Raw genomic sequence first — 23,943 nt, 5'->3', positions numbered from 1 at the left:
GTTTCTTGCGCTTTAAGCTTTTCATCACACGTCACTTTGATGATACCATGCGTAAAATTTTCAAAGACAAATGGTTCAACTACAAAGTGACTACAGCTAAAAAAAGAAGCTGAGCGCGCTATGAGAAAGTTTAGATAATAATCTACTATCAAAATAAAAAAGGGGAAGAAACACTCCCCTTTTTTATTGAATGTCGTCTTCTTCTTTGACAGCATTGCGGTAGAACAAAGTATACGGGTCCGAAGGATATACATGCACTTCGGGATTATGTCTAAATGGAACTTCTGGATTGAATAGTTCTTCCAATGTTCTTTTTAAAAACTGTACGAAGTTGCTCTTTTGTTCGACAAGGAATTCCTCTGTAAGCACAGTTCCTTTTTTTCCAGAGAATAGCGTTCCTTCTTCTCTCATTTTTCGGGCTACATACAGATTGGGTTCTAGATGCTGGATGCCTGTTTTCTGTTCGAAGACATAAGCATAGAACATAGTCTGTACCATAGCTTTATTTTCTGTATTGGGGCCGAAGACTTTTTCTATGGAGGTGAAGGACACGGAATCGGCACCTGTCTTGTAGTCCACTATGCGTGTTTTGACTACCCCATCGGAGGTAACTACCTGATCAACTCGGTCTATAATACCGTAGATTTTTAGCATTTCCTCTTTGCCTTCTACCTGGATAGGAATACTTATCTCATAGTCTTCATCGTTTTCCAACTCGATGATACGGAAAGATTGGAAATGCTTGATATCGTATTCCAGATACATCTTGATGTATTCGTATGCAATCTTATGAAGTATGCGTTGCAAGCTGTTGAGCTCACGCACTTCTTTTATTTCCATAGCATACTCCTTTGCTATCTGGAGCAGAATAAGACTATCTATATCTTTAATTTTTTCAAGCAATATTTGGGTGGAGATGAAGTCTTCCACGCCTTTGAAGGGCTTATAGATCGCTTCCATCACATTATGTATGATGGTGCCCAGTAAATTCATCTCGAACTCCTGTGCAATGCGAGGGGGCTCTTTGATTTCTGCCACATGCTTTAGAAAAAACTGCAAAGGTGAATGCAGATAGGTCGTCAGTGCGGTGGCAGATATTTTGGCTTTGCCATCAATATATTTTTTGCGCATGCTTTGCCACACCTTGCCCTTTTTAGGGATTATTAGTTCTCCTTCTTTAGGAGGGAACAGCACAGGCTGTTGCTGTTGTTTTTTTACGAAGGTAAAGTTACTTTCGAATTCGAGTTGCTTTAGGAAGCGACTTTCCTCGCCAGAGCTACTTTCATCTACCACGCTGTTGTAAAAAATATGTATTTCCGAACTGTACTGCAGATGGCGATAGAAAAGATACGCGGACAAAGCATCTTGATTTTCTAGGATAGGTAATCCATAAGCTCTGCGTAGATTGTTGGGAATAAATGTTGGCGTGCCAGAAGTTTTCGGAAGAATCCCTTCGTTAGCACCTAGGATATATATGTTGTCAAAATTGAGACATCGGCTTTCCAATAAGCCCATAATTTGTAACCCTTCCAAAGGATCCCCCTCTATGGCGGAAGCTATTGGAGCAATGGCTTTGCGGATTAATCCTATCTGGAAAAGAATACTCAGATCCGGAATTTTTTCGAAGCCTAAATGCAGCTGGTTAAGTACCTTTTGAGTTTCTATCAGTAAGGTGGCGTCTATCTGTTTGATATGTTGATCCAATGACAAGGACTGAAGCAGCAGCTCCACCATATGTGTCAAGGTAGGGATGACCTCTTTGGAAGACGCCAAAGGGCGGAAAAAGTTGGGTAAGACGGAGGTCTTGATACTGATATCATCGAGGGCTACCTCTAACAGCTGTCTTTCGGCAATGAAGTTAAGATTTTTTGTTTTTTCGGTAGGATTTACCTTCGTCAGTGGGTTGTTGAGAAAGGTTTCTATATCCTGATAGGCGACTTTAGTCTTCTTTTGATGGGAAATACGTTCGTGTACGTTCATCCATAAATCCAATATCCCATAAATTGGAGACTGAGTCAACGGAAAACCAGTGGTGATATTCACTTTTATGTCTGGTAAACTTTGCAAGAGAGGTACTAGCAAGGTTTCGTCGGCGAGAAGGACAGCCGACGTTTTCCCTTCCTGTTCATGTTTTTGTAGTACGTCATACAGGAGTTTGGTCTGGCTGACTTTGCCAGTGGCGGCATACACATGTATGTCATCCTTTCGGGATCCGATAATGTTGGGTGTGTCGCCCAAAGCATTATGCAAGCCGTGATGAAAAATGTTTCGACGGATAAAAAGCCCTGCCTCCTGCTGGTTGTCTTCGAGGTAGTAGGCATCCACATCGAAATAGAAAAGAGCTTTGTCCTCTTCCTGCCATTGTTTGAACAGTTTAACTTCAGCTGCACTTAATGCGTTGAACCCTACAAACAGAACCTTTTTAAAAGGGGCTGTCAAAGAGGCCGCATCGAGAATACCTTCTGCAAGCTTTCTATATACTGTAGGATAGTTGGTTTGTCTATTGTCGTTAAGCTTTTGCTTGAAAGCACGGTACAGCTTAGGGAGTCTTTTCCATAGCCTCAAAAAACGTTCCTGCAGTCCCGTATGTCCTTGCATGCTGAATGCCTGCCAGAATTTTCGGATAAACTCCTGCTGCTCGGGAGTTAGATGTTGAAACTCTAGGTCGATTTTGGCAATGTCGTAGAGCTCCATGTATATATGGTCTACATTGACTAGGTCGTAATCCAGCTGTCCAAAGTCGCTGAGAATGATTTCTGCTATAGGATAAAATTCTTCTAAAGTTTCAGGCTCTCTTCCTTCTTCGCGGAGAAGTTCGTTATGCAGCTGGTATAAGTAGAAAAACTGCGTTAGTGGACTGGCTTGCTCATCGTCGGTGGCACGCCMTAGAAATTCTTGAATAGTGAAAACATGAGGAGACCAGATGGCGTGACCATATTCATTGGCCAAGTGTTTTTTCAAATATGTAATAGGACGCTTGTTGTTGAAAACAATAGCTATATCGGACAACTCCAGCCCGAAACGTTTCTTTATATCTTGTGCTACTAATGCCAAAAATGCTGTGCTCATACCTTTCAGATTGTTATAGTTTGACCTCCACCAGATCGTCCATCTTAGCGTAAAACAGATAGCCACGAACGTTCGTATATCCTAGATTTTGAAGAGCTTTCATGTAATTCTTAATTTGTTTTTCATGCTTGAAATAGTTGTCGTTGGTGAATTTAAAATCTAGGATAATAGATTCCTGCTCGCCTATGAAAACTTTGTCCGGTCGTAGGGTCTCTCCTTCATCGTTAATAATGGCAGCTTCATTTTTGATGGTATATCCACCTGTCAGCCATTTGTTGATAAGAGGATGATGCCATATCCTTGCTATTTGTTCTTCCAATTCGGTTTTGTCGTTGGCAGCCAATACCCCTTCTTCCATATAGCGATGGATGATTTTAGGTATATCCGATTCTGTGGTAGCTTCAGCCATCACTTCGTGAGCCAAGATACCGTATCGGGAAGCTTTTTCCATGAGTAAGATAGTGTTGATATTTCTCTCATTAACCTTTTCAAGGTTTTCTTCTATCTTTCGTGATGTAGGGTAGTGCGTCAATGCCAAAGTACCGGCATGGTTCTTCCTCTTTTTGTGCATTCGGTGGTATGGGATTATCTATAGATAGACTGTATCCTGTTAAAGGGAAAGGAGATTCTTCTTTGGTCAACACCTGATAGACTATATCGGAAATCAGATCGTTTTTAATATCCAATATTCTGCCTTCTTTCTTATCTTCTTTTTCGGCGAAGGCTGGTGCTGTAATATATATATGTTCTACCGCTCTTGTCGTCGCCACATAGAGTGTATTGAGTGAATCCATGTAGTTGAACAGTTTTTCTTCAAAATATTGCTTGTAGAAAAGGGATTGACCGAGCGAAGAGGTGTATTTGATAGGTATTCTTCCGAGCTGGTGGAACGGGGTATCCTCCGTGTCAATCCAGAAGTCTCCGTTAGGTTTGCCGTCCAATGACCATGAGCAGAAAGGGATCATCACCACATCGTACGCTAGGCCTTTGGACTTGTGTATGGTGGTGACCTCTATGGCGTCGATTTTACCGGCAGATGGGATAACAGCTTTATGTCCGTCTTCTTCCCAAAATTCCAGAAATTGATTTATGCCACGCTCTCCATTTGCAGTAAAGTTGCCGACCACATCTTTGAAGGCTAGAAGATAAGGTAGGTGAACATTGTTTGGTGAGGTGAATCCATAAAGCTCGATAAGCTTTTCGATAAGATGGATGAGCGGCAAGGCTTGCAGGGTATCCCATTCCGACAGTAAGGCTGTAGGAAGAATGTTGTCTAAAGCATGGAGGTTATTATCTTTAAATTTCAGCCATTCATTCCCGTTCAAAACTTTGTTGATTTTGGATAATCTGATAGAGATAGGCCATCCGGGCGTGATGTATTACGTGCTTATCACTGGTATACACCAAAGCTTTCAGTGTTTCAATAAGCAGGTTTATGGCGTCGTTGTTGACCAAAGATAGTGCATCGCCCGAGATGACTTCATACTGAAGTCCTGCAGCATTTTTGTGCTCCATAAGTTTTTGTATGACGAGCAGCACCTGTTTATTGCTTCGTACCAGAATGCCTATTTGTTTAGGTTTGTAGCGGCCAGAAGATATCCATTCCGTTACTTTGGCACAAAGTCGGTTGATACTTTCTTCTTCTACCTGATTGGCTCGCCTTCTACTATTCTCTACCGTGAGGTACTCAATCTCTATAGAACCTTGAGGATTCTCATCTCCCACCTTGAATGATGGAATCAGCTGGCTACAGCTGTCGTAGGCTCTGAGGAGCAAGGTGTCGTTTTGTGATGCATGCCACCACTGTAATCCCTCCTCGGACAACTCTGTATCAGCAATTTTGTTGAGCAGTTGCTGAAGCTGTTGAGGTATAGTTTCATATAGGTAGTTGTTGAAGCGTATGATGTTGGGCAAGCTTCTATAGTTGACGTCTAGGCTGCCTATGTCGATAAAATGCTTCTTCTGCTCTTCCGACAGATGGAAGGTTTTCATGACCTGTTCTTCCACCTGTTGGAGGAGGATGCGCCAGTCGCCGTTTCGCCAACGATAGATACTTTGCTTTACGTCGCCCACGATAAGATGTTCGTTGAGCTGTCCTTTGGCATTACTAAGTGCGTTGAGCAGCAGAGGACTGTAATTCTTCCACTGGCTGCGGGAGGTGTCCTGAAATTCGTCGAAGAGGAAATAGTTGTAGCGATTGCCTATCTTTTCCCATATGAAGGTTGGGTCTTGATTTTGATCTAGCCCCAGCCTGCTCAGCAGAATCTGAGAGTCCGAGATTAGCTGAGCATTATTTTCCTTTCGCCATTGACTTAGCAAATCCGACATCTCCTTCAGCAACCTCAGATAATATAAGTTGCTTTGGACGGCCTGATAGGCGAGGAAGGTAGGCAGAAGGCTTTTTAGTGTGACGAACTGTTCTAATATCGGCTTAAATCGTTCTTTGAGGTCGTAGCGAATGTTTTTGTCCTGATCGGTGAAGGCATCGTTGTTGTCAATAAGTTTGATGAATTTGTCCAACGTTTTGATAAGGTCGGAATTGGAAAGCTTATGGACTTTAGACGATGTGTTGTTGGCCGAGACAAGAGGGTTTTTTGACTTATTCTTCATCTCATTGGCATCCACGAATAATGCCTTGAACATGTCTTGGAAGGCCTTTATCGCTTCGCTAAGACTATCTAAGTAGGATTTTGTCTTTTCGTAGATCTCGTTGTTCAGAAGATTGAACAGCCGATGGGTGTCAGCAGAGGCTAAAGCCCCGTCAAATTCTTGGAAGTTTTCGCTGAAAATAAGCTCCGCCAGCTGACTTAGCTGGTTGCGGTAATTCCAGTTTTCGTTGTTGTTTATCTTTTTCTCCGCAAAATCGATGATCCATTCCAGCAGTTGAGGCTTTTCGTCTAAAGATTCATTAAGCATACGGGTAAGGTCTGCTTTGACCTTACTGGTGTTCATTTCAATTTTGTATGCTGCATCGAGGTTAAGTTCATAGGTAAATGACCGTATAACCTTCTGTGAGAAACCATCGATAGTGCTGATGGTGAAATGACTATAGTCGTGCAGGATCTTGCGAAAGACACGTAAGGCTTTCTGCTGGATGACGTTTTCCGACCACTCACTATTCTGTTGTAAAAGTGGTTTTCTATAATCGTCAATTTTTTTGGAGGTGTCACCTACTGCCAATCCTCGTAGCACGAGAAGGATGCGTTCTTTCATTTCGGCAGTAGCCTTATTGGTGAAAGTGACGGCCAAAATTTCACGATAGCTGTTTTCGTTGGTCAACAGCAGGGTAATATAATGTAACGTAAGGCTGAATGTTTTTCCCGAGCCGGCGGAGGCTTTGAGAATCTTCAAAGGAGCAACATGCGTCATGGCGATAATACGATTTGGAAGATTGAAAATACAGTTAAAAGCGCAATATGGCAAGTTATTTCCTTAGGAAAGTCGTAACTCAGAGGCCGTGTCCCTATAAATGTCAGATAATCAGCTTTTGTAGAAAAGTGGTTGATTGATAGAATAATTTATTCTTTTTGTCAAAAAATTTTTATCTTTGCGTCCCCTCTTACATGAAGTACGGGGGATATGTTGAATACATAATTAATTAAAAAAGAATGGCAACTAAAATCAGATTGCAAAGACACGGTAAAAAAGGAAAACCTTTTTACCATGTAGTAGTAGCAGATTCACGTGCTCCACGTGATGGTAAATTCATTGATCGTTTAGGTTCGTACAACCCTAACACTAATCCTGCAACTATCGTTTTGGATTTCGACAAAGCTTTGGATTGGTTGAACAAAGGTGCACAGCCTACTGACACTGCTCGCTCTATTTTATCAGCAAAAGGTGTTTTATACAAAAAACACTTATTGGGTGGTGTTAAAAAAGGAGCTTTTGATGAAGCTACTTTAGAGAAAAAATTTGCTGCTTGGTTAGAAGCTAAAGAAGCAAAAATCGCAGGCACGAAAGAAAGCCTAGCGAAAGCTAAAGAAGAAGCTAAAAAAGCGGCTCTTGCTGCTGAGAGGCTGCCATAAGAAAGCTGAAAAAGCTGCGGCTATCGCTGCTAAAAATGCTCCTGCTGCGGAGGAAGCTCCTGCAGAAGAAGCTGCTGAAGCTACAGAAAGCAACGAAGAAACTGAAGGATAATTCTTTCATAAAGTATTCGGAAGAGCCGATTCATCAAATGAATCGGCTTTTTTTGCTATTTTTGGGATTTCTAGATTCATAAAATGACAGTAGAAGAAGGTTTTTATATAGGATATGTATCCAAGACGCGTGGCCTGAAAGGGGAAGTGCAGCTGTACTTTGAGTTTGATGCGTACGACGAGCTGGACTTGGACGTGATATTTTTGGAAGTAAACAAGAAACTGGTTCCTTATTTTGTACAAAGTATCAAGTTACACAACAACAGTACGGGCTATGCATTTTTCGAAGATATAGACCATATAGATAAGGCCCAGCCTTTGGTGCATCGTAAGATGTACCTTCCGAAGGATAAGCTACCGGAGCGAGATCCCGACGACTTCCGTTATACGGACCTGATAGGCTTTTTGGTCATCGACGAGCAACATGGACGAAGTTGGGAGGAAKTACCGAACGAGTTCGCAAGAATTCCAACATGCGAGTTTGTGGCCACAGTGGATATGATGGTAAAGAATTGATGTTCCCTCTTTCGGAAGATTTGATACTGGATATTGATGTGGAGGAAGAAATTATAGAGGTAGATTTACCGGAGGGATTAGTCGATTTGTATAAGGAATAATAGGAAGAACATACCGTTCTTCCTTTTTATTTTATAAGTCTATAGTAACAAAAATAGCGTAATAGTATAGCAGGATTGTAGACTAAATTATAGATAAATTTTGTTGTTATCATTCTATTCGCGATATTAGCGGGGCTTATAGAGAAAGGCGGAGGGAATAGACCCTGTGAAGCCTTAGCAACCTGACGGAGGTCAAGGTGCTACATTCTACCCCTTGTGGGAAAGATAAGTCAGTGAAAAGCCCATCTCTTAGTCTTTTCTCTAAGCCTAAACTGAAATAACAACATGAAAATTATAGACCATATCAAGAATGACAAAGGGAAAAACTTTGTTCTCTTTTGAGCTGTTGCCTCCGGCCAAAGGTCAAGGCATCCAAAGTATTTTTAATACAATGGATGAACTAATGGAGTTTAACCCTCCGTTTATTGATGTTACATACCATAGAGAAGACTATCTGTATAAGCAGCACCCTAATGGGCTTCTAGAGCGCGTAGCCTATCGTAAGCGGCCGGGAACGGTAGCTATATGTGCTGCTATCATGAATAAATATAAGGTGGATGCCGTGCCTCACCTGATATGTGGTGGTTTCACCAAGGAAGAAACCGAAAATGCACTCATAGATTTGGACTTTCTGGGGATAGACAATGTATTGGTTTTACGTGGTGATGCCCGCAAGGGTGATCCTGATTTTATTCCTACTCCTGGAGGGCACGCCTATGCTACGGAACTACTGGCACAGGTCGTAGATATGAACAACGGCAAATACTTGCATGAAGATATAGAAGGATCGAAAACGAACTTCTGTATAGGAGTGGCTGGCTATCCGGAAAAGCATTTCGAAGCTCCCAACTTCAATACCGATTTCAAAATGGTTGAAAAAAAAGGTGGAAATGGGCGCCAACTTCATCGTAACCCAAATGTTTTATAACATCGATAGATACAAGGAGTTTGTGATAAAATGTCGTGACAACGGTATTGATGTTCCTATCATTCCGGGGCTGAAACCTTTGACCAACAAGAAACAACTGATTTCCTTGCCAAAAATCTTCCATCTAGATATTCCGGAAGAACTCAGTAGCGCTATCGAAGAATGTAAAACGAATGCCGACGTACAGAAAGTAAGTACAGAATGGATGGTAAATATGTGTAAGGAGCTTATCGACTTTGGAGTACCTGTATTGCACTTCTACACGATGAGTAATCCGGGGCCAACGAAAAAGATTGTAGAACAATTAGCATAATAAGAGGGGATTTCTTCAGAAAATCCCCTCTTTCCATTGATAGCGGAGAGCGTGTTAGAATTTTATTCCCACACCGAATCCTAGTAAGAAAGGATTGATATCCACTTTTGCAGGAATGTGTAGTCCTGCGGCTAGATTGGAAGCATCTACGTTTACGTCTGTCTTTAATAGGATGTTTTTCACATCAAGATTTAAGAAAATATTTTTGGAAATGTTGATATCGGTACCTAGTTGCATGGCAAAGCCGAAGGTGTTATCATAGCTGATATCTTTTACGGTATTTCCGGCATCCGGATTGTAAAAGATTGTATAGTTTACACCTGCGCCTACATATGGCTTCCATACCTTGTTAGGACGGAAGTGGTATTGCAAAGTAAGGGTAGGAGGCAGCAGCCACACATCTCCTAAGTCTACATTGGCATTGGCAGCACCGCCGATAGCCGAAAGATCGGAGTTAGTAGTATGAACATTATGCTTTGTTGTTCCTAAAATCAGTTCGGCCGCAACATTTTTCGAAAAGAAATAAGTGATGTCTAATTCCGGAATAAATGTGCTAGATACAGACACATTGCCTCCGATGGTCGAAATTTCTGCGTTCTCCACGGGTACAACACCTACTCCTCGAAGACGAATCTGCCATTTATCATATTCTTGGTTTTCCTGAGCTTGAGCAAACCCTAATGAGAAAATTAATCCTGTTACGATAGATAATATTGCCCTTTTCATATCAATTAATTTAGTTGTTTGTATAACCAAATGTAGGAGGCAATCGTATTTTTACAAGTGATTTATGTCAGTATTAATAATAGTTTAGACAACTTGTTTTTATAAGCAAGAATGATGTTTGTTATTTTGGAAATGAAAAAGGAGAGGTTAGGAAAAGCAAAAGAAAAGCAAAAGGAGGTCATTGACCTCCTTTTTATATGTTATGATCCTTTTTTGACTTCTTTGGCCCAAGAATCCTTTAGGGTCACTGTTCGGTTGAACACTAGTTTTTCTGCAGTAGAAGAGGTGTCTAGGTTAAAATATCCAAGACGGATAAATTGATAACCTTTTCCTGCTACCGCATTGGCTAAGTCCGGTTCGATGTAGGCTTTAGGAACAACCTTCAAGCTTTCCGGATTCAACACTTTTCGGAAGTCTTCTTCTGCAGCAGGGTTTTCCACGTTAAACAATCTGTCATACAGTCTTACTTCAGCTTCTTTGGCGTGAGCTGTAGATACCCAGTGGATGGTTCCTTTAACTTTTAGTCCTGAAGTATCTTCACCTGATTTAGAATTCGGTACATATGTACAGTATACTTCGGTCACTTTGCCGTTTTCGTCCTTCTTGAAGTCGTGGCATTCTACAATATAAGCATGTTTAAGACGTACAGAAAGTCCAGGACCTAGACGGAAGAATTTTTTTGGAGGATTTTCCATAAAATCTTCACGTTCTATCCATAGCTCTTTAGAGAAAGGAATGACACGAGAACCGTCTCCGCCTTCCACCTCGGGATTATTTTCGCCGATAAGTTCTTCTACCTGACCTTCCGGATAGTTGGTGATAATCAGTTTTATCGGATCCAAAACGGCCATACGACGCCATGCTGTCTTGTTCAGGTCTTCACGGATGCAGAATTCCAACAAGCTGACGTCAATCATGTTTTCACGCTTTTGGATACCTATGCGCTCACAGAAATTGCGTATACTTTCTGGCGTATAACCACGGCGGCGTAGTCCTGAAATTGTAGGCATGCGAGGGTCATCCCAGCCTTCTACATATTTTTCGTTGACAAGCTGTAGCAACTTCCGTTTACTCATCACCGTATAGCTGAGGTTGAGTCGGGCAAATTCATATTGCTTGGATGGAAAAATTTCCAGTTGCTCGATCAACCAGTCGTATAGCTGGCGGTGCGGTACAAACTCCAAGGTACAGATTGAATGGGTTATCTTCTCGATAGAATCGGATTGGCCGTGAGCAAAGTCGTACATTGGATAGATGCACCACTTGTCGCCTGTGCGGTGGTGATGTGCGTGCTTGATACGGTAAAGAATAGGGTCACGCATGTGCATGTTTGGACTGGCCAAATCAATTTTTGCGCGGAGCACCTTCTCTCCATCCTTATACTTACCTTCACGCATCTCTTGAAAGAGTTTTAAATTCTCTTCGATGGAGCGGTCGCGGTAAGGAGTAGGGATGCCTGGTTCGGTAGGAGAGCCTTTCGCTGCGGCAATCTCTTCCGGTGTGCTGTCGTCCACATATGCTAATCCTTTTTTGATTAATTTGACAGCGTATTCGTATAATGTCTCGAAATAATCCGAGGTATATAATTCTTCAGCCCATTGGAAGCCCAACCATTTGATATCGTTTTTGATGCTTTCCACATATTCTGTATCTTCTGTCACAGGGTTGGTGTCATCAAAGCGGTAGGTTGGTTTTTCCGTTGTATTTTTGTGCCAAGCCGAAATTAAGGCAGATAGACTTAGCATGGCCTATATGGAGGTAGCCATTAGGCTCTGGAGGAAATCTCGTCAATACTCGACCGCCATGTTTTCCTGTTCGAATATCTTCTTCGATGATTTCTTCAATAAAATTTAACGATTTTTCTTTTTTTTTCTTCCTCAATCATAAGGACAAAGTTACTCATTAATGCGATAAAAAGCAGATAGTTGAATAAAAATAAATTGATAAAAACCATCCAATTGAAATTGTTTATAAATTAGAGGTATGCGAAATCGAAGAATCATCCTGACCAGTATCCTATTAATGCTGTTCAATATATGTGTTTGTGTTGCAGGAGGTAAGTCTCCTAAGCCAGTATTGCTGGTGTATGGTGGGTCTGTAGAAGCCTATATGGCTGCTGCTCAGGCTGCAATTTCCGGTGTGCCGACAGTCTGGGTGGACAATTCTTCTACTTGGCGTAAAAGTCTATCGACAGCTAGTGAATCCGTACAATCCGACCTGATGCTGGACGGTGGAGCTTGGAAGTATATCTTAAGAAAGACCTCCGTATATGAGGCATAGAGGCCCTGCGTAGGGATAGTACTTTCAAGAGAGATCTTATGCGGTTGTCATCTATGCAACCAGCAAAAAAGGAGCTGTTGACAGTCATCCACCAGCAGGACATCGAAAAAGTCTCTGAATCTTCTAAATCTTGGGAGATCAAGCTTACCAATAAGCAAAGCTTTCAGGTGAAATATGTGCTCGACGCAAGCAAAGAGAGTAAGTTGTGTCGTATGGCCAATGTCAAAGCGGACGACAATGTCAAAGTACTGCGGTCAACGGTATTGTCTCTTCCGCAGTCAAGGGCGCTAATATTTGTAGGGGAGGATCAAGGAGAAATAGAAGTGGCATACCTACACGAAGTTGTTCCGGCAGAAAATAATCTTTTTGTGTTGAAGGCTAAAGAAGGCTACAACCTGCCTTATCGTGTAGCTTTGGGGCAGACAGTAGGAGCTGTAGTATCGTATTGTGCATTTTTCAAGACTTCAACGGATAAAATTGATCTGAGAGTACTGCAGAATGAATTGTTAATGTACAGAAGCCGCCTGCTCCCTTGTGTGGATATTAGTGTAGAGGACAAACATTACTCTTCTCTTCAAAGGATATTCTTGACCGGTATTTTGCCATTGAACCAGAAGGAAGGAAAGCTTTATTTCAATGGGCAAGATTCTGTAAAACTGGCGGATGTAAAAGAAGAGCTTAAGCGATTGTTTTCACGCACACAGCTTTGGTTTGTAGACCACAATCCAGAATATCTTACATTAAAAAGTACGATAAGTCTTCTGAAGTTTGCCGCTTTTCGTGGGGATGAACTGGATAAGGAAATAGAGCAGAAGTGGAAAAAGGAGTTTGGTTTTGAACAAGATTACAATCCCGAAAGGCTAATCAGCAAATATGAGTTTGCGGTGTTGTGGGATAAGTATGCATCACCATTTTGGGTTAAGCGCAGTCAAAATGGCGATGCTATAATCCGTTGATCATTCGGTTACTTCCAACAATCTGTCGCGTAATAGCAGACATGCACCGTAGGCTGCTAAATCATCCGTATGGTTAGATATGATGATTTTGGTGTCGCGATTTACTGTCGAAAGGGAATATTTGTTGATAGCATTTTTCAATGGCAAGCTTAGGTATTCATCGGATTTGGCTACCACGCCGCCTACGATGATAAGCTCAGGGTTAAAGATATTTATCAAGGCAGCAACACCTCTCCCCAGACGGTCTCCAATGTAGTTGATAGCTTCAATACATAGGTTGTCATCTTTTTTGGCAGCGTGGATGATGTCACTTAGCTTTACGTCGTTGATGTCAGGAAATTTCTTTGTTAAGGTGCTTGTTGCGCCCTTTTTGATTTCTTCAATGACTTTTCTGCGAAGGGCATAGCCTGAAGCTTCTGTTTCTAGACAACCTTTCTTGCCGCATTTACATATGATGTCGTTGTCGAAAATAGGGATATGTCCGAATTCACCAGAAAATCCTGATTTTCCATAATACAGTTTGTTGTCTATAAGGATACCCAGACCTATACCGTTGTCCACATTGATAAACAGGGCGTCTTTGGCTTCTTTAAGAATTCCGCTAGAAAATTCGGCGTAAGCCAAAGCTTTGGTGTCATTTTCCAAAAATGTAGGGATGCCGATGTGCTGCTCGAAGAAATTCGATAGCGGATCCTCATAAAAGTTGAAATAACTGTACGAATAGCCTGTACGATAGTTGATACGTCCTGTCAAATTGATTCCTACGCCGAGAATCTTGGTTTTGTTGATATGATGTTTTTCGATAAAGGTTGTTATTTCCTTACAGATGCTTAACAAAGATTGTTCGTTGTTCTCCAACAGAAAAGGGATATTATTCATTTTTCGATAAGATGTCCTTTTTCATGTTAATGAGGCATATGCTAAGGTGGTCATTAGCGACCTGTACACCTACGAAATAGGCAGAGTTGGCTTCCAGACCGTAGGTGCTTGGCTTTCTACCTACAGTAGAAGTGGTCTTCCCATAATCTTTTACGAGCTTATCCTGCATAAGTTCGCTGATAGACTCATTGATTTTGGGGATGCTTATATTGAATGTTTTACTTAGTTCCGCTATGGTAGCTGTTTCATGCGTTGCAAAATGGGCAAGAATCTTTTTCTTCAGTTTAATGTTTTTGTAGGCTACACCATTTTTATTTGCCTCATGTAAATCTTTAAAGAAATTTGACGTCATACTACGTTAAGCTAAAGTTTCGGTAAAAATACCAAATATATTTCGGATATTATTTTAAATATATTTATTAATAAAGTTTTGATAAAATAAAATTTTTAAATATAATTGGAACAGAAAAAGAGTTGCTGACTAATTTATAGTAAATCTAAATTATTTTGAGTTTAAAACCTAATTTGTAAACTATCTACTTTAACTTATTTATAAGGTGAAAAACAATTCGTATAAAACCAGACATCCTCTGTCGTGGATTCCTACCACGTGGTTTGCTATGGGGCTTCCTTTTGTGGCTTTGTCCAGTGCAAGTACGATTATGTACAAGAATCTAGGCGTTTCGGATACACAGATAGCATTTTGGACTTCGTTGATTATGCTGCCTTGGACGTTGAAGCCACTGTGGGGACCCTTTTTGGAGTTGTATAAAACTAAAAAGTTTTTCGTTTATGTCACGCAGATATTTACGGGGATCTTGTTTGGACTAGTTGGATTGACTTTACAGCTTGATTCATATTTCAGCTTCAGTATTGCCATTCTGACTATTATAGCGTTGAGTGCTTCTACTCATGATACTGCGGCTGATGGAGTGTATCTCAATGAGTTAGATGCGACAAACCAAGCTAAATATGTGGGGTGGCAAGGAGCATTTTACAATATAGCCAAGGTATTTTCGGGTGGCGTGCTGGTATATCTGGCAGGCCTGCTGGAGCAGAAAATAGGTATTGCCAATGCTTGGATGGTGGTTATGTTCTGCTATGGAATTTTGATGGTGGTGTTAGGCTTGTATAATTCCCGTGCTTTGCCTTCATCACAACAGGAGGTGAAACCTACTTCACTAAAAGAGGGGATGGCGACACTTAAGGATGTGATAATAACCTTCTTTCAGAAGAAAAATATCTGGTTTAGCTTACTTTTTATTGTTTTTTATCGTTTTGCTGAAGGTCAAGCTATAAAGATTGTTCCACTTTTCTTCAAGGCCGAACGAGTAGAAGGCGGATTGGGTTTGAGTACTTCTGAAATAGGAATGTTGTATGGTGTGTTTGGTGCGATAGCTTTCGTGCTTGGGTCTATTTTGGCGGGAAATTTCGTTGCTAAAAGAGGATTGACACGCAAGACACTGATGACTTTGTGTGCTTTTTTTAACGTGCCTTTTGCTGCTTATGCTTTGTTAGCCTTTTTTGTGCCCACAAATCTGGTACTTATAGCTTCGGCAGTAGTGGTGGAATATTTTGGGTATGGCTTTGGTTTCGTGGGGATTATTCTATTTACCATGCAAAATATAGCTCCCGGAAAATATAAGATGGCGCATTATGCCTTCGGAAGCGGTATTGTGAATCTGGGCTTTATGCTGCCGTCTATGATTAGTGGCGGCTTAAGTGATTGGATGGGATACAAAATGTTCTTTATCTGGGTGTTGATATCGACTATTCCAGCATTCTTGGTGTCGTGGTTTGTGCCGCTTCGGAAGCCTGAAGAGGAATAGTTTTTTCTGTAAAATTTTTTCATTAGAGGAAAGATTTGTGAAGGATTGTTGTTTTATATATAATAAAAAAATTTAAAAACTTATTGATTTATATTTTATAATTTTTAAATTAGTAGTTGGTTTTTTAAGTTTGATTCTGAAAGAAGCGAAAAGTCGTCTATTTTTAATTATAAAGGTCAATAGATAAATCTCTTGTTATGCGATATTCAGCCTGTATCATAGTTGTACTTTTGTTAATAAGTTCTTGGGCTTGGGGGCAGCTTAAGACAGATCTTATCATTGTGGGAGGAGGAGCCAGTGGCACTACAGCGGCTATCCAGTCTTCCCGCCTAGGGGTGCGTAGTATAATCATAGAGGAAACCCCTTGGTTGGGAGGCATGTTGACCGCTGCTGGCGTGTCAGCCATTGATGGAAATCACCGTCTTCCTTCGGGCCTATGGGGTGAGTTCAGGGAAAAGCTTTATGCTCATTATGGTGGACCAAAGGCTGTAGAAACAGGATGGGTGAGCAACACCTTGTTTGAGCCTAAGGTGGGCGCTAGGATTTTACAAGAAATGGTTTCTGCGGAACCTCATATCTCTGTGTTGTTTAATACCCGATGGAAGTCTGTTGCCAAGACAGATTCAGGTTGGATAGTGCATGTTACCGATTTAAAGACGGGCAAATCTGCTACGATAGAAGGTAAGCTGCTCATAGATGCTACAGAATTGGGGGATGTGATGGCATATTTGAAGGTTCCCTATTATTTGGGCATGGATAGTCGTGAGCTTACCAAGGAAAAGTTTGCTCTGGAACAAGGAAACGATATCGTGCAGGACTTGACTTATGTCATTACATTGCGCGACTTTGGTCCTGGTGCGGATAAAACAATAAAAAAGCCTAAAGGATATAATAAAGAAGAATTTGCAGGATGTTGTGATATTTCCGACCCTGCCACTTTTAACAAGGATAACAACGACTGTTTCAAAATGGTTACCTATGGTCGTCTTCCCAATGGAAGATTTATGATTAACTGGCCTAAGAAAGGTAACGATATTTATCTGAATATCATAGAAAAAACTCCGGAGGAGAGGGCCAAGTTGCTGGAAGAAGCTAAGCAGATGACTTTGCGCTTCGTGTACTATATCCAGCATGAACTTGGTTTCAAAAATCTAGGAATAGATTACGATCAATATCCTACCAAAGATGGATTTCCTATGATTCCTTATCATAGGGAGTCGAGAAGACTCAAAGCCAAAGCTTTGTTTGCGCTTCAACATGTGATGACACCTTACGACACTCCGGAAAAGTACTATAGAACAGGTATTGCGGTAGGAGACTACACGATAGATCATCATCACTATAAATACGGAAATGCGCCTGAAATAGATTTTGTGAAGATTAGAGTGCCTTCTTACAATGTTCCTATGGGGGTCCTTCTTCCGGAGAATTTTGAAGATTTAATCGTCGCGGAGAAAAGTATTGGTGTTACCAACATCGTGAATGGAGCGACACGCCTTCAGCCAGTGGTGTTGGGCATTGGTCAGGCATCAGGGGCCTTGGCTGCCTTAGCAATAAAGCAGGGGAAAAAGCCTTCTGAAGTGTCTATCCGGGAAGTGCAGGCTGTACTCCTAAAACATAAGGTCTTTATCATGCCATTTATTGACGTGCAGCTTGCAGATCCACATTTCGAGATTTTGCATAAAGTGGGTGCAACAGGTATATTAAAAGGCTACGGTGTTCCCTATAAATGGGCAAACCAAACGTGGTTTTATCCGGAAAGAGAAATCAGTGAGTATGAACTTGTTCAAGGGTTGCGTTTATACTTTCCTGTTTTGGCCAATAAATGGGAGGCCTCGGGAGAGCCCTTGACTGTGCAAGGGGCAATTAATATTCTCAAGTCGATTGATGTTGCGGTCGATACGGAGAAAATAGCGCAGGTTCTTACAAAATATGGATTTGTCGGACAAGTAACTGCAGAGACTACGTTAAATCGTCGTTGGACTGCCGTTCTGATCGAAGATATTCTGAAAGTTTTTGAGCGTGACGTAGATTTTAAGGGAAATTTAGTAGAGACTAGAAATTAATTTTCATAGCTAAACCTATAATCATAGAATGAGAAGAACACATTTACTGTCGGGGCTGCTGATGGCAGGCCTCCTATGTACGGGACTACAAAATCTTAAAGCACAGACAACGAAGGCATATCAATTATCTTCATCAAACCTCAAAACCTTAAAAGAAACGAAAGTGGGCAGTATTGCGCGACTGGATAGTTTTCTGACGGTAGATTTTCCGAAGATAAGATACGATAAGGTAGTGGCACCAGGTCCTCAATTTATTATCTCCGATGATCCGGAATATATACGAGTGCCAGAAGCCATAGTTCTGCAAGAGGAGGTTAATCCTGGAGCGGTACGATTATATGTATATAATGTCAATGGGGTCAAAGAGCCTCAACAGATGAAAAGAAAGATTACAGCTGTGCTCAAAAATATGGGTGCGGAGCCGTTGACTTTCAGGATGCTTAAATACTCATCGCAGAAACCTTCTACAAATTACTTCCAGATAGGAAAAAAGGGCCTTGAAGATTTCTTTAAATCCAATGTTGAGAATGATGTGCGTAAGGTTAATCCGGGAGAGGTTATCGCTATAGATGAGCTTCTGGAAAAAAATGTGGTAGAATACGATCAACTGGTGCATGGATTTTATGAGTTTGTGGTGGATCAACCAGCACAGATTAGCATCCTACAGACAGCACCAGAAAACTATGGGCCTGATGTTTTTCCTACGATAAAAACCTTGATTCCTCATAGTCATGAAAATGCCGGTCGTGGTCTTTTTGGGGTTTCCAACTATACTGTTCAGGCGTTGGATACGCTAGATACCCGTCACGGAGTTAAGCAGCTTATCATTGCTGACGGTAATGACGACCCATGGATAACGGGAACAATAGGTCCGAAGAAAGAGTTTGCCCAGAATGCCGGCAACTATGGCGTCATGTATAAGACAAAGATTAGATGGAAGAGCACGGACGGTAAAGGTTTGGCTCTGATTACGTGGAACTCCCGTTCTGCCGACAACAAATGGTGTGGTGGCATGGGACTTACTATGGAGCTGAAGGGTAGTCAAGGGCAGTCGGTGGTAAGGCAGCTGCCTTCGGATGTATTGGTAACAAGAGCTGCTCCAGAAGCTATTTTAATTGAAGTATACAAGCCCGATCCGACAAAAGAAATTCAAGGAGATAGAGTTTATCTACTCTCCACCTGGAGCTTCATGTTTGCCGACGCCGTTGGTATTTGTTCCTATAGATTTGTAGTTGCTTTCTATATGAAATTCAGACTAATAGTGTTTTTGGGCATTCTTTTAAACGGTTGCGTATCATCTTCTAAGCTTTCGAGTAACCATAAGGATGCAGAATTTTATTTGAAAGATGAAGTAAGACCCGCCTTGCAACAAAACTGTTTTTTGGGAGCTTATTATCGTAAGGTCGTAAGTAGTAGAGATTATTGGAAGGGCATAGAAGGGGAAGTTATTTTACCCTTTATGGAATTCGACGAAAGCAGAAAGAATTCGCAAAAAATTGGTCAGTATTTAGATAATCCTTCGGTATATATGGGAGGAGACATGGATGGTCAGGAAACAGATATTGGATTGACCTGGGAAGTTATAAAATATGAAGATGGCTCAGTTTCTCAACAGCGTTTAGCCTTTCGACCCTTTTTTAGGAGAGCTGCTCATTCTTCAGGTCAAATGAGTTTATGGCATTATGCTCCAGCCCAAAAAGAATATTACTGGTATCCGGGTGAAAAAGTTTATATGTCTGTAGAGATTATAGAAGACAAAAAATTGAGAATGGTAATAAGTGGGGAAGGAAAGTATTATGAAGAGGTGTTTGATTGTGAGGGATATAAATTAAATGAAATAGGGAGGTTTAAGAGAGTTAATGCTATAGATCAAGTAAGAAATGAGGGGAAAGATGTGCAGCCGACTAGGACTATTGTGAAGGGGGCACATTGGCTTTATACTAATTTGTTCCGAGACCTTGAGGGTGTTAGAGTCAGATTACCGATGCATAAGGGTAGATATACCGATATGCGATGTCCAGACCAAGCATATTTTGATATTAGACAAGAAAAGGAGGAGATGGGAAAGGGAGGGGAGAAAATAGAAATTAGAGGGATGATTAACTAAAAAGATATATATGATTAAATATAGAAACTTGAGCATAGATTTGCTCCGTGGCTTGGCCATCTTCGGGATGGTGCTGGCAGCGGTAATTCCTTGGAGTGCTGTTTTCCCGGGATGGATGTATCATGCTCAGGTGGGGCCGCCAGACTTTACGTTCAATCCCAATAATCCGGGAATTACTTGGGTGGATTTGGTGTTTCCGTTTTTCTTGTTTGCCATGGGAGCAGCTTTTCCTTTTGCACTGCATAGTAAATTGAATGATAGAGCTTATGTCACTATCTTGCAAGGTGTTCTGCGTCGTGGTCTGCTGCTAGTATTCTTTGCTATCACGCTGGCATATTTGACGCCGGGAAATCTGACGGCTCAGCCATGGGTCAATTATCTTACTTCGCTTGTCACCTTTCTGGCGTATTTCTTGGTGTTTATGCGCTTTGAAGGCAGCCCTCTTCGACGATACTGTTTGCAGGCTATAGGTTTTTTGGTCATAGCCGGTTTGACATATTACCATAGCGAAGTGCAAGGTAATACTTTCGATAAAAGTAAAAACAACATCATAATTCTTGTGTTGGCCAATATGGCTGTCTTTGGGTCGTTATGTTGGTTGTTGACAGCAAGGAATTTCTATTTGCGAATAGCTATTCTGGTGGGATTTATAGGCGTTTGGCTTACCCGTTCTATAGAGGGCAGCTGGACATCTTATATATGGAACTTTCACCCTAAACTCCATTGGTTTTACAATTTCTCTTTCCTGAAATACCTCTGTATCGTCTTACCGGGATCTATATTAGGAGATTTGGTTCTTCAATATAAGGATATTACCAATAAATTGTATGAGGATAAAGAAAGAAGAGCAGCAGCATGGGTGGCAGCAGTATCTTTTATCTGGGTGGTATTTCATGTGGTGACGCTCTATATGAGAGAGCTAGCGTTAAATCTTTTGGGACATTTTATTTTTGTGGGACTCTACCTGTTGTTTTTCCGGAACCGAAAAGAGGGACAAATCGGCTTTTACCGTGTGTTATTAGGCTGGGGATTGGCTCTGGCTAGCATAGGACTGTGTTTCGAGCCGCTGGATGGAGGAATCAAAAAGGATCCTTCTTCTTTCTCCTATTGGTTCTTGACCAGTGGTCTTGCTTTTGCCTTTTATGTGGTATGCGATTACCTTACTAAAGAGCACACGAAGAATCTGGCGGTGACATCGTTGGTAAAGTGTGGTCAAAACCCGATGTTGGCTTATTGCGTGACTGCCTTTTGCATAACACCTCTTTTAGGATTAATGCAAATATTACCTTTTTTGGATAGTCTATCGGCGCAGAGTCCTTATCTCGGGTTGATACGTACGCTGGTGTTCATGTTTTTGATGTTGCTCATCACCAACATAGCTACTAATAAGAAATGGTTTTGGAGATCTTAATGTTTAATGAATCGTTGATGAAAAAATATATTTTTCCTCTAATGACCTTCTTCTTGATGTCACATGCGATGGCTCAAGAGGCAGTAGGCGTAGACAGCAACTATGTTTTTTCCGGATATACGGAAAGAGTAGAAACTTTCTGGAAAATGCCGGTACGAAAAGGTGCTATAATATTTGTCGGTAATAGTCTTACGGATGCCGGACGTTGGAATGATATAGCGCCGGAGCTTCCGATTCTGAATCGAGGTATCAGTGGAGATATATCTTTTGGTGTGGTAGCCCGTTTGGATGAGATTTTGCGGCATCAGCCGTCCAAGATTTTTTTGATGATAGGAGTCAATGATCTTAAAAGAAGAGTCCCGATATCCTATATTGTGGACAACTATAAAAAGATCGTAACGGCAGTGAGATCACAATCTCCGAATACGAAAGTCTATCTGAACAGCATACTTCCTATCAATGAGAAAAAGCTTATAGAGTCCTTCAAGGCAGTGAAAAATGAAGATATTGCCAAGCTGAATGATGCATTGAAAGATATTGCCGCAGCCCATAATCAAGTTGAGTTTATAGACCTTTATCCGGTGGTGGCTGACCTTAAAGGTCAGTTGCGTGAAGATATCACACCGGACGGTATACACCTAGAGGTGTGGGCATATCCGCAAGTTGTCGCGTATTTGAAAAAAATTAAAGTCTTGTAGATTATGAAGTGGTTGAATGTTATCATGTTTGTTTTTGCTTCCATAAATGGACTTTATGCCCAAAATAAAGCAGTAGATAGTGCATACAATAATTGGTATTACGACTCCAGAGAAAAATTATATCAGCATATAAAAGGACAGACCGTAGATGTGATTTTCTTCGGCAATAGCATTACGGAGCGGGGACCATGGCATGAGCTTTTCGCTCAATATAAGGTTGCTAATAGAGGGATTGGAGGAGACAATACCTTTGGAATGAAAGCCCGAATTGGGGATGTAATGCTTTCTAAGCCGAAAAAGATTTTTCTGATGATGGGTATCAATGACATAGGGCGTGGATTACCCACCGAAATAACTTTGAAAAACTGGGAAGAAATTATCCGTATTATTCAAAAAACAAGCCCTAAGACAAAAATATATGTACAAAGTACGTTGCCATTGAATGAAAAGCTGCTGAAATACGATTATCTGAAAGGTAAAGAACAGATGATCCGAGATCTTAACGAAGGATTGGTGAAACTGTGCAAAAGGTATAAGCTTACCTATGTTGATGTGAAAGAGGTGTTGGCAGATAGTTATACGTTGAAAGAGCAATACACAGGAGATGGCATACATGTTAATACTGATGCCTATTTGGTATGGGCAAAATATTTGGTAGACAAAAAATTCTTATAGATGAAGATTACGGGAACTTTTATTGATGAGATAAGCCACGATATTCCCCATCAGAATTGGGGTAGAGAGGAGTGGGATAGGGATTTTGCATATATGAAAGCCGTAGGTATAGATACGGTAATCATGATACGCTCGGGTTATAGGAGATTTATTACCTATCCATCGGCTTATTTGCAGAACAACCTAGGATGCTATGAGCCACCGGTAGACTTGGTGGAGATGTTTCTCCAACTGGCAGAGAAGCATGGTCTTAAATTTTATTTCGGTTTGTATGACAGCGGTAAGTATTGGGATACGGGAGATATGCAGCATGAAATTGATGCCAACCGCTATGTTATCGACGAGGTGTGGAGTAGATATGGTCACTATTCGAGTTTTGCAGGCTGGTATCTCAGTATGGAAATCAGTAGAAAGACTAAAGGTGCTGCGGCTGCATTTCGTATTCTGGGTGAACAGTGTAAAGGGGTGAGTGGCAACTTGCCCACATTCATTTCCCCATGGATAGATGCAAAAAAGCCGTGATGGCGGCCTCGGCACAGCTCACCAAGACGGATGCTGTCTCCTTGAAAGAACATGAAACCGAGTGGAATGAAATATTTCATGAAATCCATACAGCTGTGGATGCTGTAGCCTTCCAAGATGGACATATAGACTATCATGAGTTGGAAGATTTCTTTACAGTCAATAAAAAGTTGGCAGACAAGTATAATATGCAGTGCTGGACCAATGCGGAAACCTTTGATCGCGATATGCCTATCAAATTTTTGCCTATTAAATTCGAGAAATTACGCTTGAAGTTGGAAGCCGCTCGTAAAGCCGGATACGACAAGGCTATTACCTTTGAGTTTTCGCATTTCATGAGTCCACAGTCGGCGTACTTACAGGCAGGACACTTATACAATAGATACAAAGAATATATAGCAACATTATAGATTTTTGGGATGGAAGATTTTGTTATTAAGTATAGGAAAGAATTATTAGAGAATGTGATTCCTTTTTGGGAAAAATATTCCATTGACAAAGAATATGGAGGTTATTTGACATGTCTGGATCGTGACGGCTCTGTCTTCGATACGGATAAGTTCATGTGGTTGCAGGGACGTCAGATATGGACGATGTCTATGCTATATGATAAGGTAGAGGCGAAGGAGACATTGGAAAGAGATAGCAGAACATGGACGCCCTGTCTTATTTTACAGCATGGCCGTGACTGAAAGGGCGATTGGTATTGCGCTCTGGATAGGCAGGAA

Annotated in this window: 19 protein-coding genes, 3 pseudogenes and 1 riboswitch; of the genes and pseudogenes, 14 read left to right on the top strand and 8 right to left on the bottom strand. The window is 41.2% G+C overall.

Features of this window, described 5'->3' with window-relative positions:
* Positions 1–183 precede the first annotated feature (183 nt).
* From SD31_RS03900 to SD31_RS03885, 4 genes are read right to left on the bottom strand one after another with little or no spacing between them, the layout of a single operon-like run.
* Entirely contained in the window at positions 184–3,069 is a 2,886-nt protein-coding gene (locus SD31_RS03900) for a PD-(D/E)XK nuclease family protein (protein WP_052258624.1), read from the bottom strand.
* A 13-nt stretch (positions 3,070–3,082) separates the two neighbouring features.
* Entirely contained in the window at positions 3,083–3,607 is a 525-nt protein-coding gene (locus tag SD31_RS03895) for a hypothetical protein (RefSeq protein ID WP_156138188.1), read from the bottom strand.
* A complete protein-coding gene (locus SD31_RS03890) occupies positions 3,558–4,394 on the bottom strand; it encodes a 3'-5' exonuclease (protein WP_039053177.1) in 837 nt (278 codons plus the stop codon). Before SD31_RS03890 ends, SD31_RS03895 begins: the two co-directional genes overlap by 50 nt.
* A complete protein-coding gene (locus tag SD31_RS03885; RefSeq protein WP_039053176.1) occupies positions 4,381–6,438 on the bottom strand; it encodes a UvrD-helicase domain-containing protein in 2,058 nt (685 codons plus the stop codon). Before SD31_RS03885 ends, SD31_RS03890 begins: the two co-directional genes overlap by 14 nt.
* Positions 6,439–6,677: 239 nt before the next feature.
* On the opposite strand from SD31_RS03885, the pseudogene SD31_RS03880 reads away from it, so the two are divergent.
* The 3 genes and pseudogenes from SD31_RS03880 (at position 6,678) to metF (ending at position 9,066) form a co-directional block, all read left to right on the top strand.
* Positions 6,678–7,209, top strand: a pseudogene (locus SD31_RS03880) (30S ribosomal protein S16).
* Between the two features lie 83 nt (positions 7,210–7,292).
* On the top strand, positions 7,293–7,724 hold the full coding sequence (locus SD31_RS03875; RefSeq protein WP_231561146.1) for a ribosome maturation factor RimM: 432 nt from the start codon (positions 7,293–7,295) through the stop codon (positions 7,722–7,724).
* 234 nt (positions 7,725–7,958) lie between these two features.
* Positions 7,959–8,057: riboswitch (SAM riboswitch) on the top strand.
* A 53-nt stretch (positions 8,058–8,110) separates the two neighbouring features.
* Positions 8,111–9,066 (top strand): annotated as a pseudogene (gene metF / locus SD31_RS03870) (methylenetetrahydrofolate reductase [NAD(P)H]).
* 54 nt (positions 9,067–9,120) lie between these two features.
* On the opposite strand, the gene SD31_RS03865 reads toward metF, so the two are convergent.
* A complete protein-coding gene (locus SD31_RS03865; RefSeq protein ID WP_039053175.1) occupies positions 9,121–9,792 on the bottom strand; it encodes an OmpW/AlkL family protein in 672 nt (223 codons plus the stop codon).
* 200 nt (positions 9,793–9,992) lie between these two features.
* A pseudogene (locus SD31_RS03860) lies at positions 9,993–11,673 on the bottom strand (glutamine--tRNA ligase/YqeY domain fusion protein).
* A gap of 102 nt (positions 11,674–11,775) precedes the next feature.
* Between SD31_RS03860 and SD31_RS03855 the strand changes: the two are divergent.
* Complete coding sequence (locus SD31_RS03855) at positions 11,776–12,072, top strand: hypothetical protein (protein WP_156138185.1); 297 nt, start codon at positions 11,776–11,778, stop codon at positions 12,070–12,072.
* Between the two features lie 53 nt (positions 12,073–12,125).
* Positions 12,126–13,028: a hypothetical protein gene (locus SD31_RS03850; protein ID WP_039053173.1), complete on the top strand. Its 903-nt coding sequence runs from the start codon at positions 12,126–12,128 to the stop codon at positions 13,026–13,028.
* On the opposite strand, the gene SD31_RS03845 is transcribed toward SD31_RS03850, so the two are convergent.
* Positions 13,029–13,907 (bottom strand): ROK family protein, encoded by an 879-nt coding sequence (locus SD31_RS03845; RefSeq protein WP_231561145.1) that lies wholly within the window; start codon positions 13,905–13,907, stop codon positions 13,029–13,031.
* Positions 13,900–14,259, bottom strand: coding sequence for a winged helix-turn-helix transcriptional regulator (locus SD31_RS18305; RefSeq protein ID WP_231561144.1), 360 nt, complete (start codon positions 14,257–14,259; stop codon positions 13,900–13,902). The genes SD31_RS03845 and SD31_RS18305 overlap by 8 nt, the downstream gene beginning before the upstream one ends.
* 205 nt (positions 14,260–14,464) lie before the next feature.
* On the opposite strand from SD31_RS18305, the gene SD31_RS03840 reads away from it, so the two are divergent.
* From SD31_RS03840 to SD31_RS03800, 9 genes are all read left to right on the top strand, one after another.
* Positions 14,465–15,736 (top strand): MFS transporter, encoded by a 1,272-nt coding sequence (locus SD31_RS03840; RefSeq protein WP_039053172.1) that lies wholly within the window; start codon positions 14,465–14,467, stop codon positions 15,734–15,736.
* A 197-nt stretch (positions 15,737–15,933) separates the two neighbouring features.
* Positions 15,934–17,802: an FAD-dependent oxidoreductase gene (locus SD31_RS03835; protein WP_039053171.1), complete on the top strand. Its 1,869-nt coding sequence runs from the start codon at positions 15,934–15,936 to the stop codon at positions 17,800–17,802.
* A 28-nt stretch (positions 17,803–17,830) separates the two neighbouring features.
* On the top strand, positions 17,831–19,909 hold the full coding sequence (locus SD31_RS18300) for a hypothetical protein (RefSeq protein ID WP_231561143.1): 2,079 nt from the start codon (positions 17,831–17,833) through the stop codon (positions 19,907–19,909).
* 10 nt (positions 19,910–19,919) lie between these two features.
* Entirely contained in the window at positions 19,920–21,320 is a 1,401-nt protein-coding gene (locus SD31_RS03820) for a DUF5009 domain-containing protein (RefSeq protein WP_039053169.1), read from the top strand.
* Positions 21,321–21,337: 17 nt separating this feature from the next.
* Positions 21,338–22,018: a GDSL-type esterase/lipase family protein gene (locus tag SD31_RS03815; RefSeq protein ID WP_039053180.1), complete on the top strand. Its 681-nt coding sequence runs from the start codon at positions 21,338–21,340 to the stop codon at positions 22,016–22,018.
* 3 nt (positions 22,019–22,021) lie between these two features.
* Complete coding sequence (locus SD31_RS03810; protein ID WP_052258622.1) at positions 22,022–22,693, top strand: GDSL-type esterase/lipase family protein; 672 nt, start codon at positions 22,022–22,024, stop codon at positions 22,691–22,693.
* A complete protein-coding gene (locus SD31_RS18295; protein ID WP_231561142.1) occupies positions 22,694–23,215 on the top strand; it encodes a DUF4434 domain-containing protein in 522 nt (173 codons plus the stop codon).
* Positions 23,191–23,625, top strand: a complete 435-nt coding sequence (locus tag SD31_RS18290; RefSeq protein WP_231561141.1) for a DUF4434 domain-containing protein — start codon at positions 23,191–23,193, stop codon at positions 23,623–23,625. Before SD31_RS18295 ends, SD31_RS18290 begins: the two co-directional genes overlap by 25 nt.
* Positions 23,626–23,634: 9 nt before the next feature.
* On the top strand, positions 23,635–23,907 hold the full coding sequence (locus tag SD31_RS03800) for an AGE family epimerase/isomerase (RefSeq protein WP_039053168.1): 273 nt from the start codon (positions 23,635–23,637) through the stop codon (positions 23,905–23,907).
* The last annotated feature ends 36 nt before the right edge of the window (positions 23,908–23,943 follow it).

The sequence above is a fragment of the Sphingobacterium sp. T2 genome, assembly GCF_000814685.1.
Taxonomy (GTDB): Bacteria; Bacteroidota; Bacteroidia; order Sphingobacteriales; family Sphingobacteriaceae; genus Sphingobacterium; species Sphingobacterium thermophilum.
The sequence above is the reverse complement of the archived record's forward strand: the minus strand, read 5'-3'. Positions and strand labels throughout refer to the sequence as shown.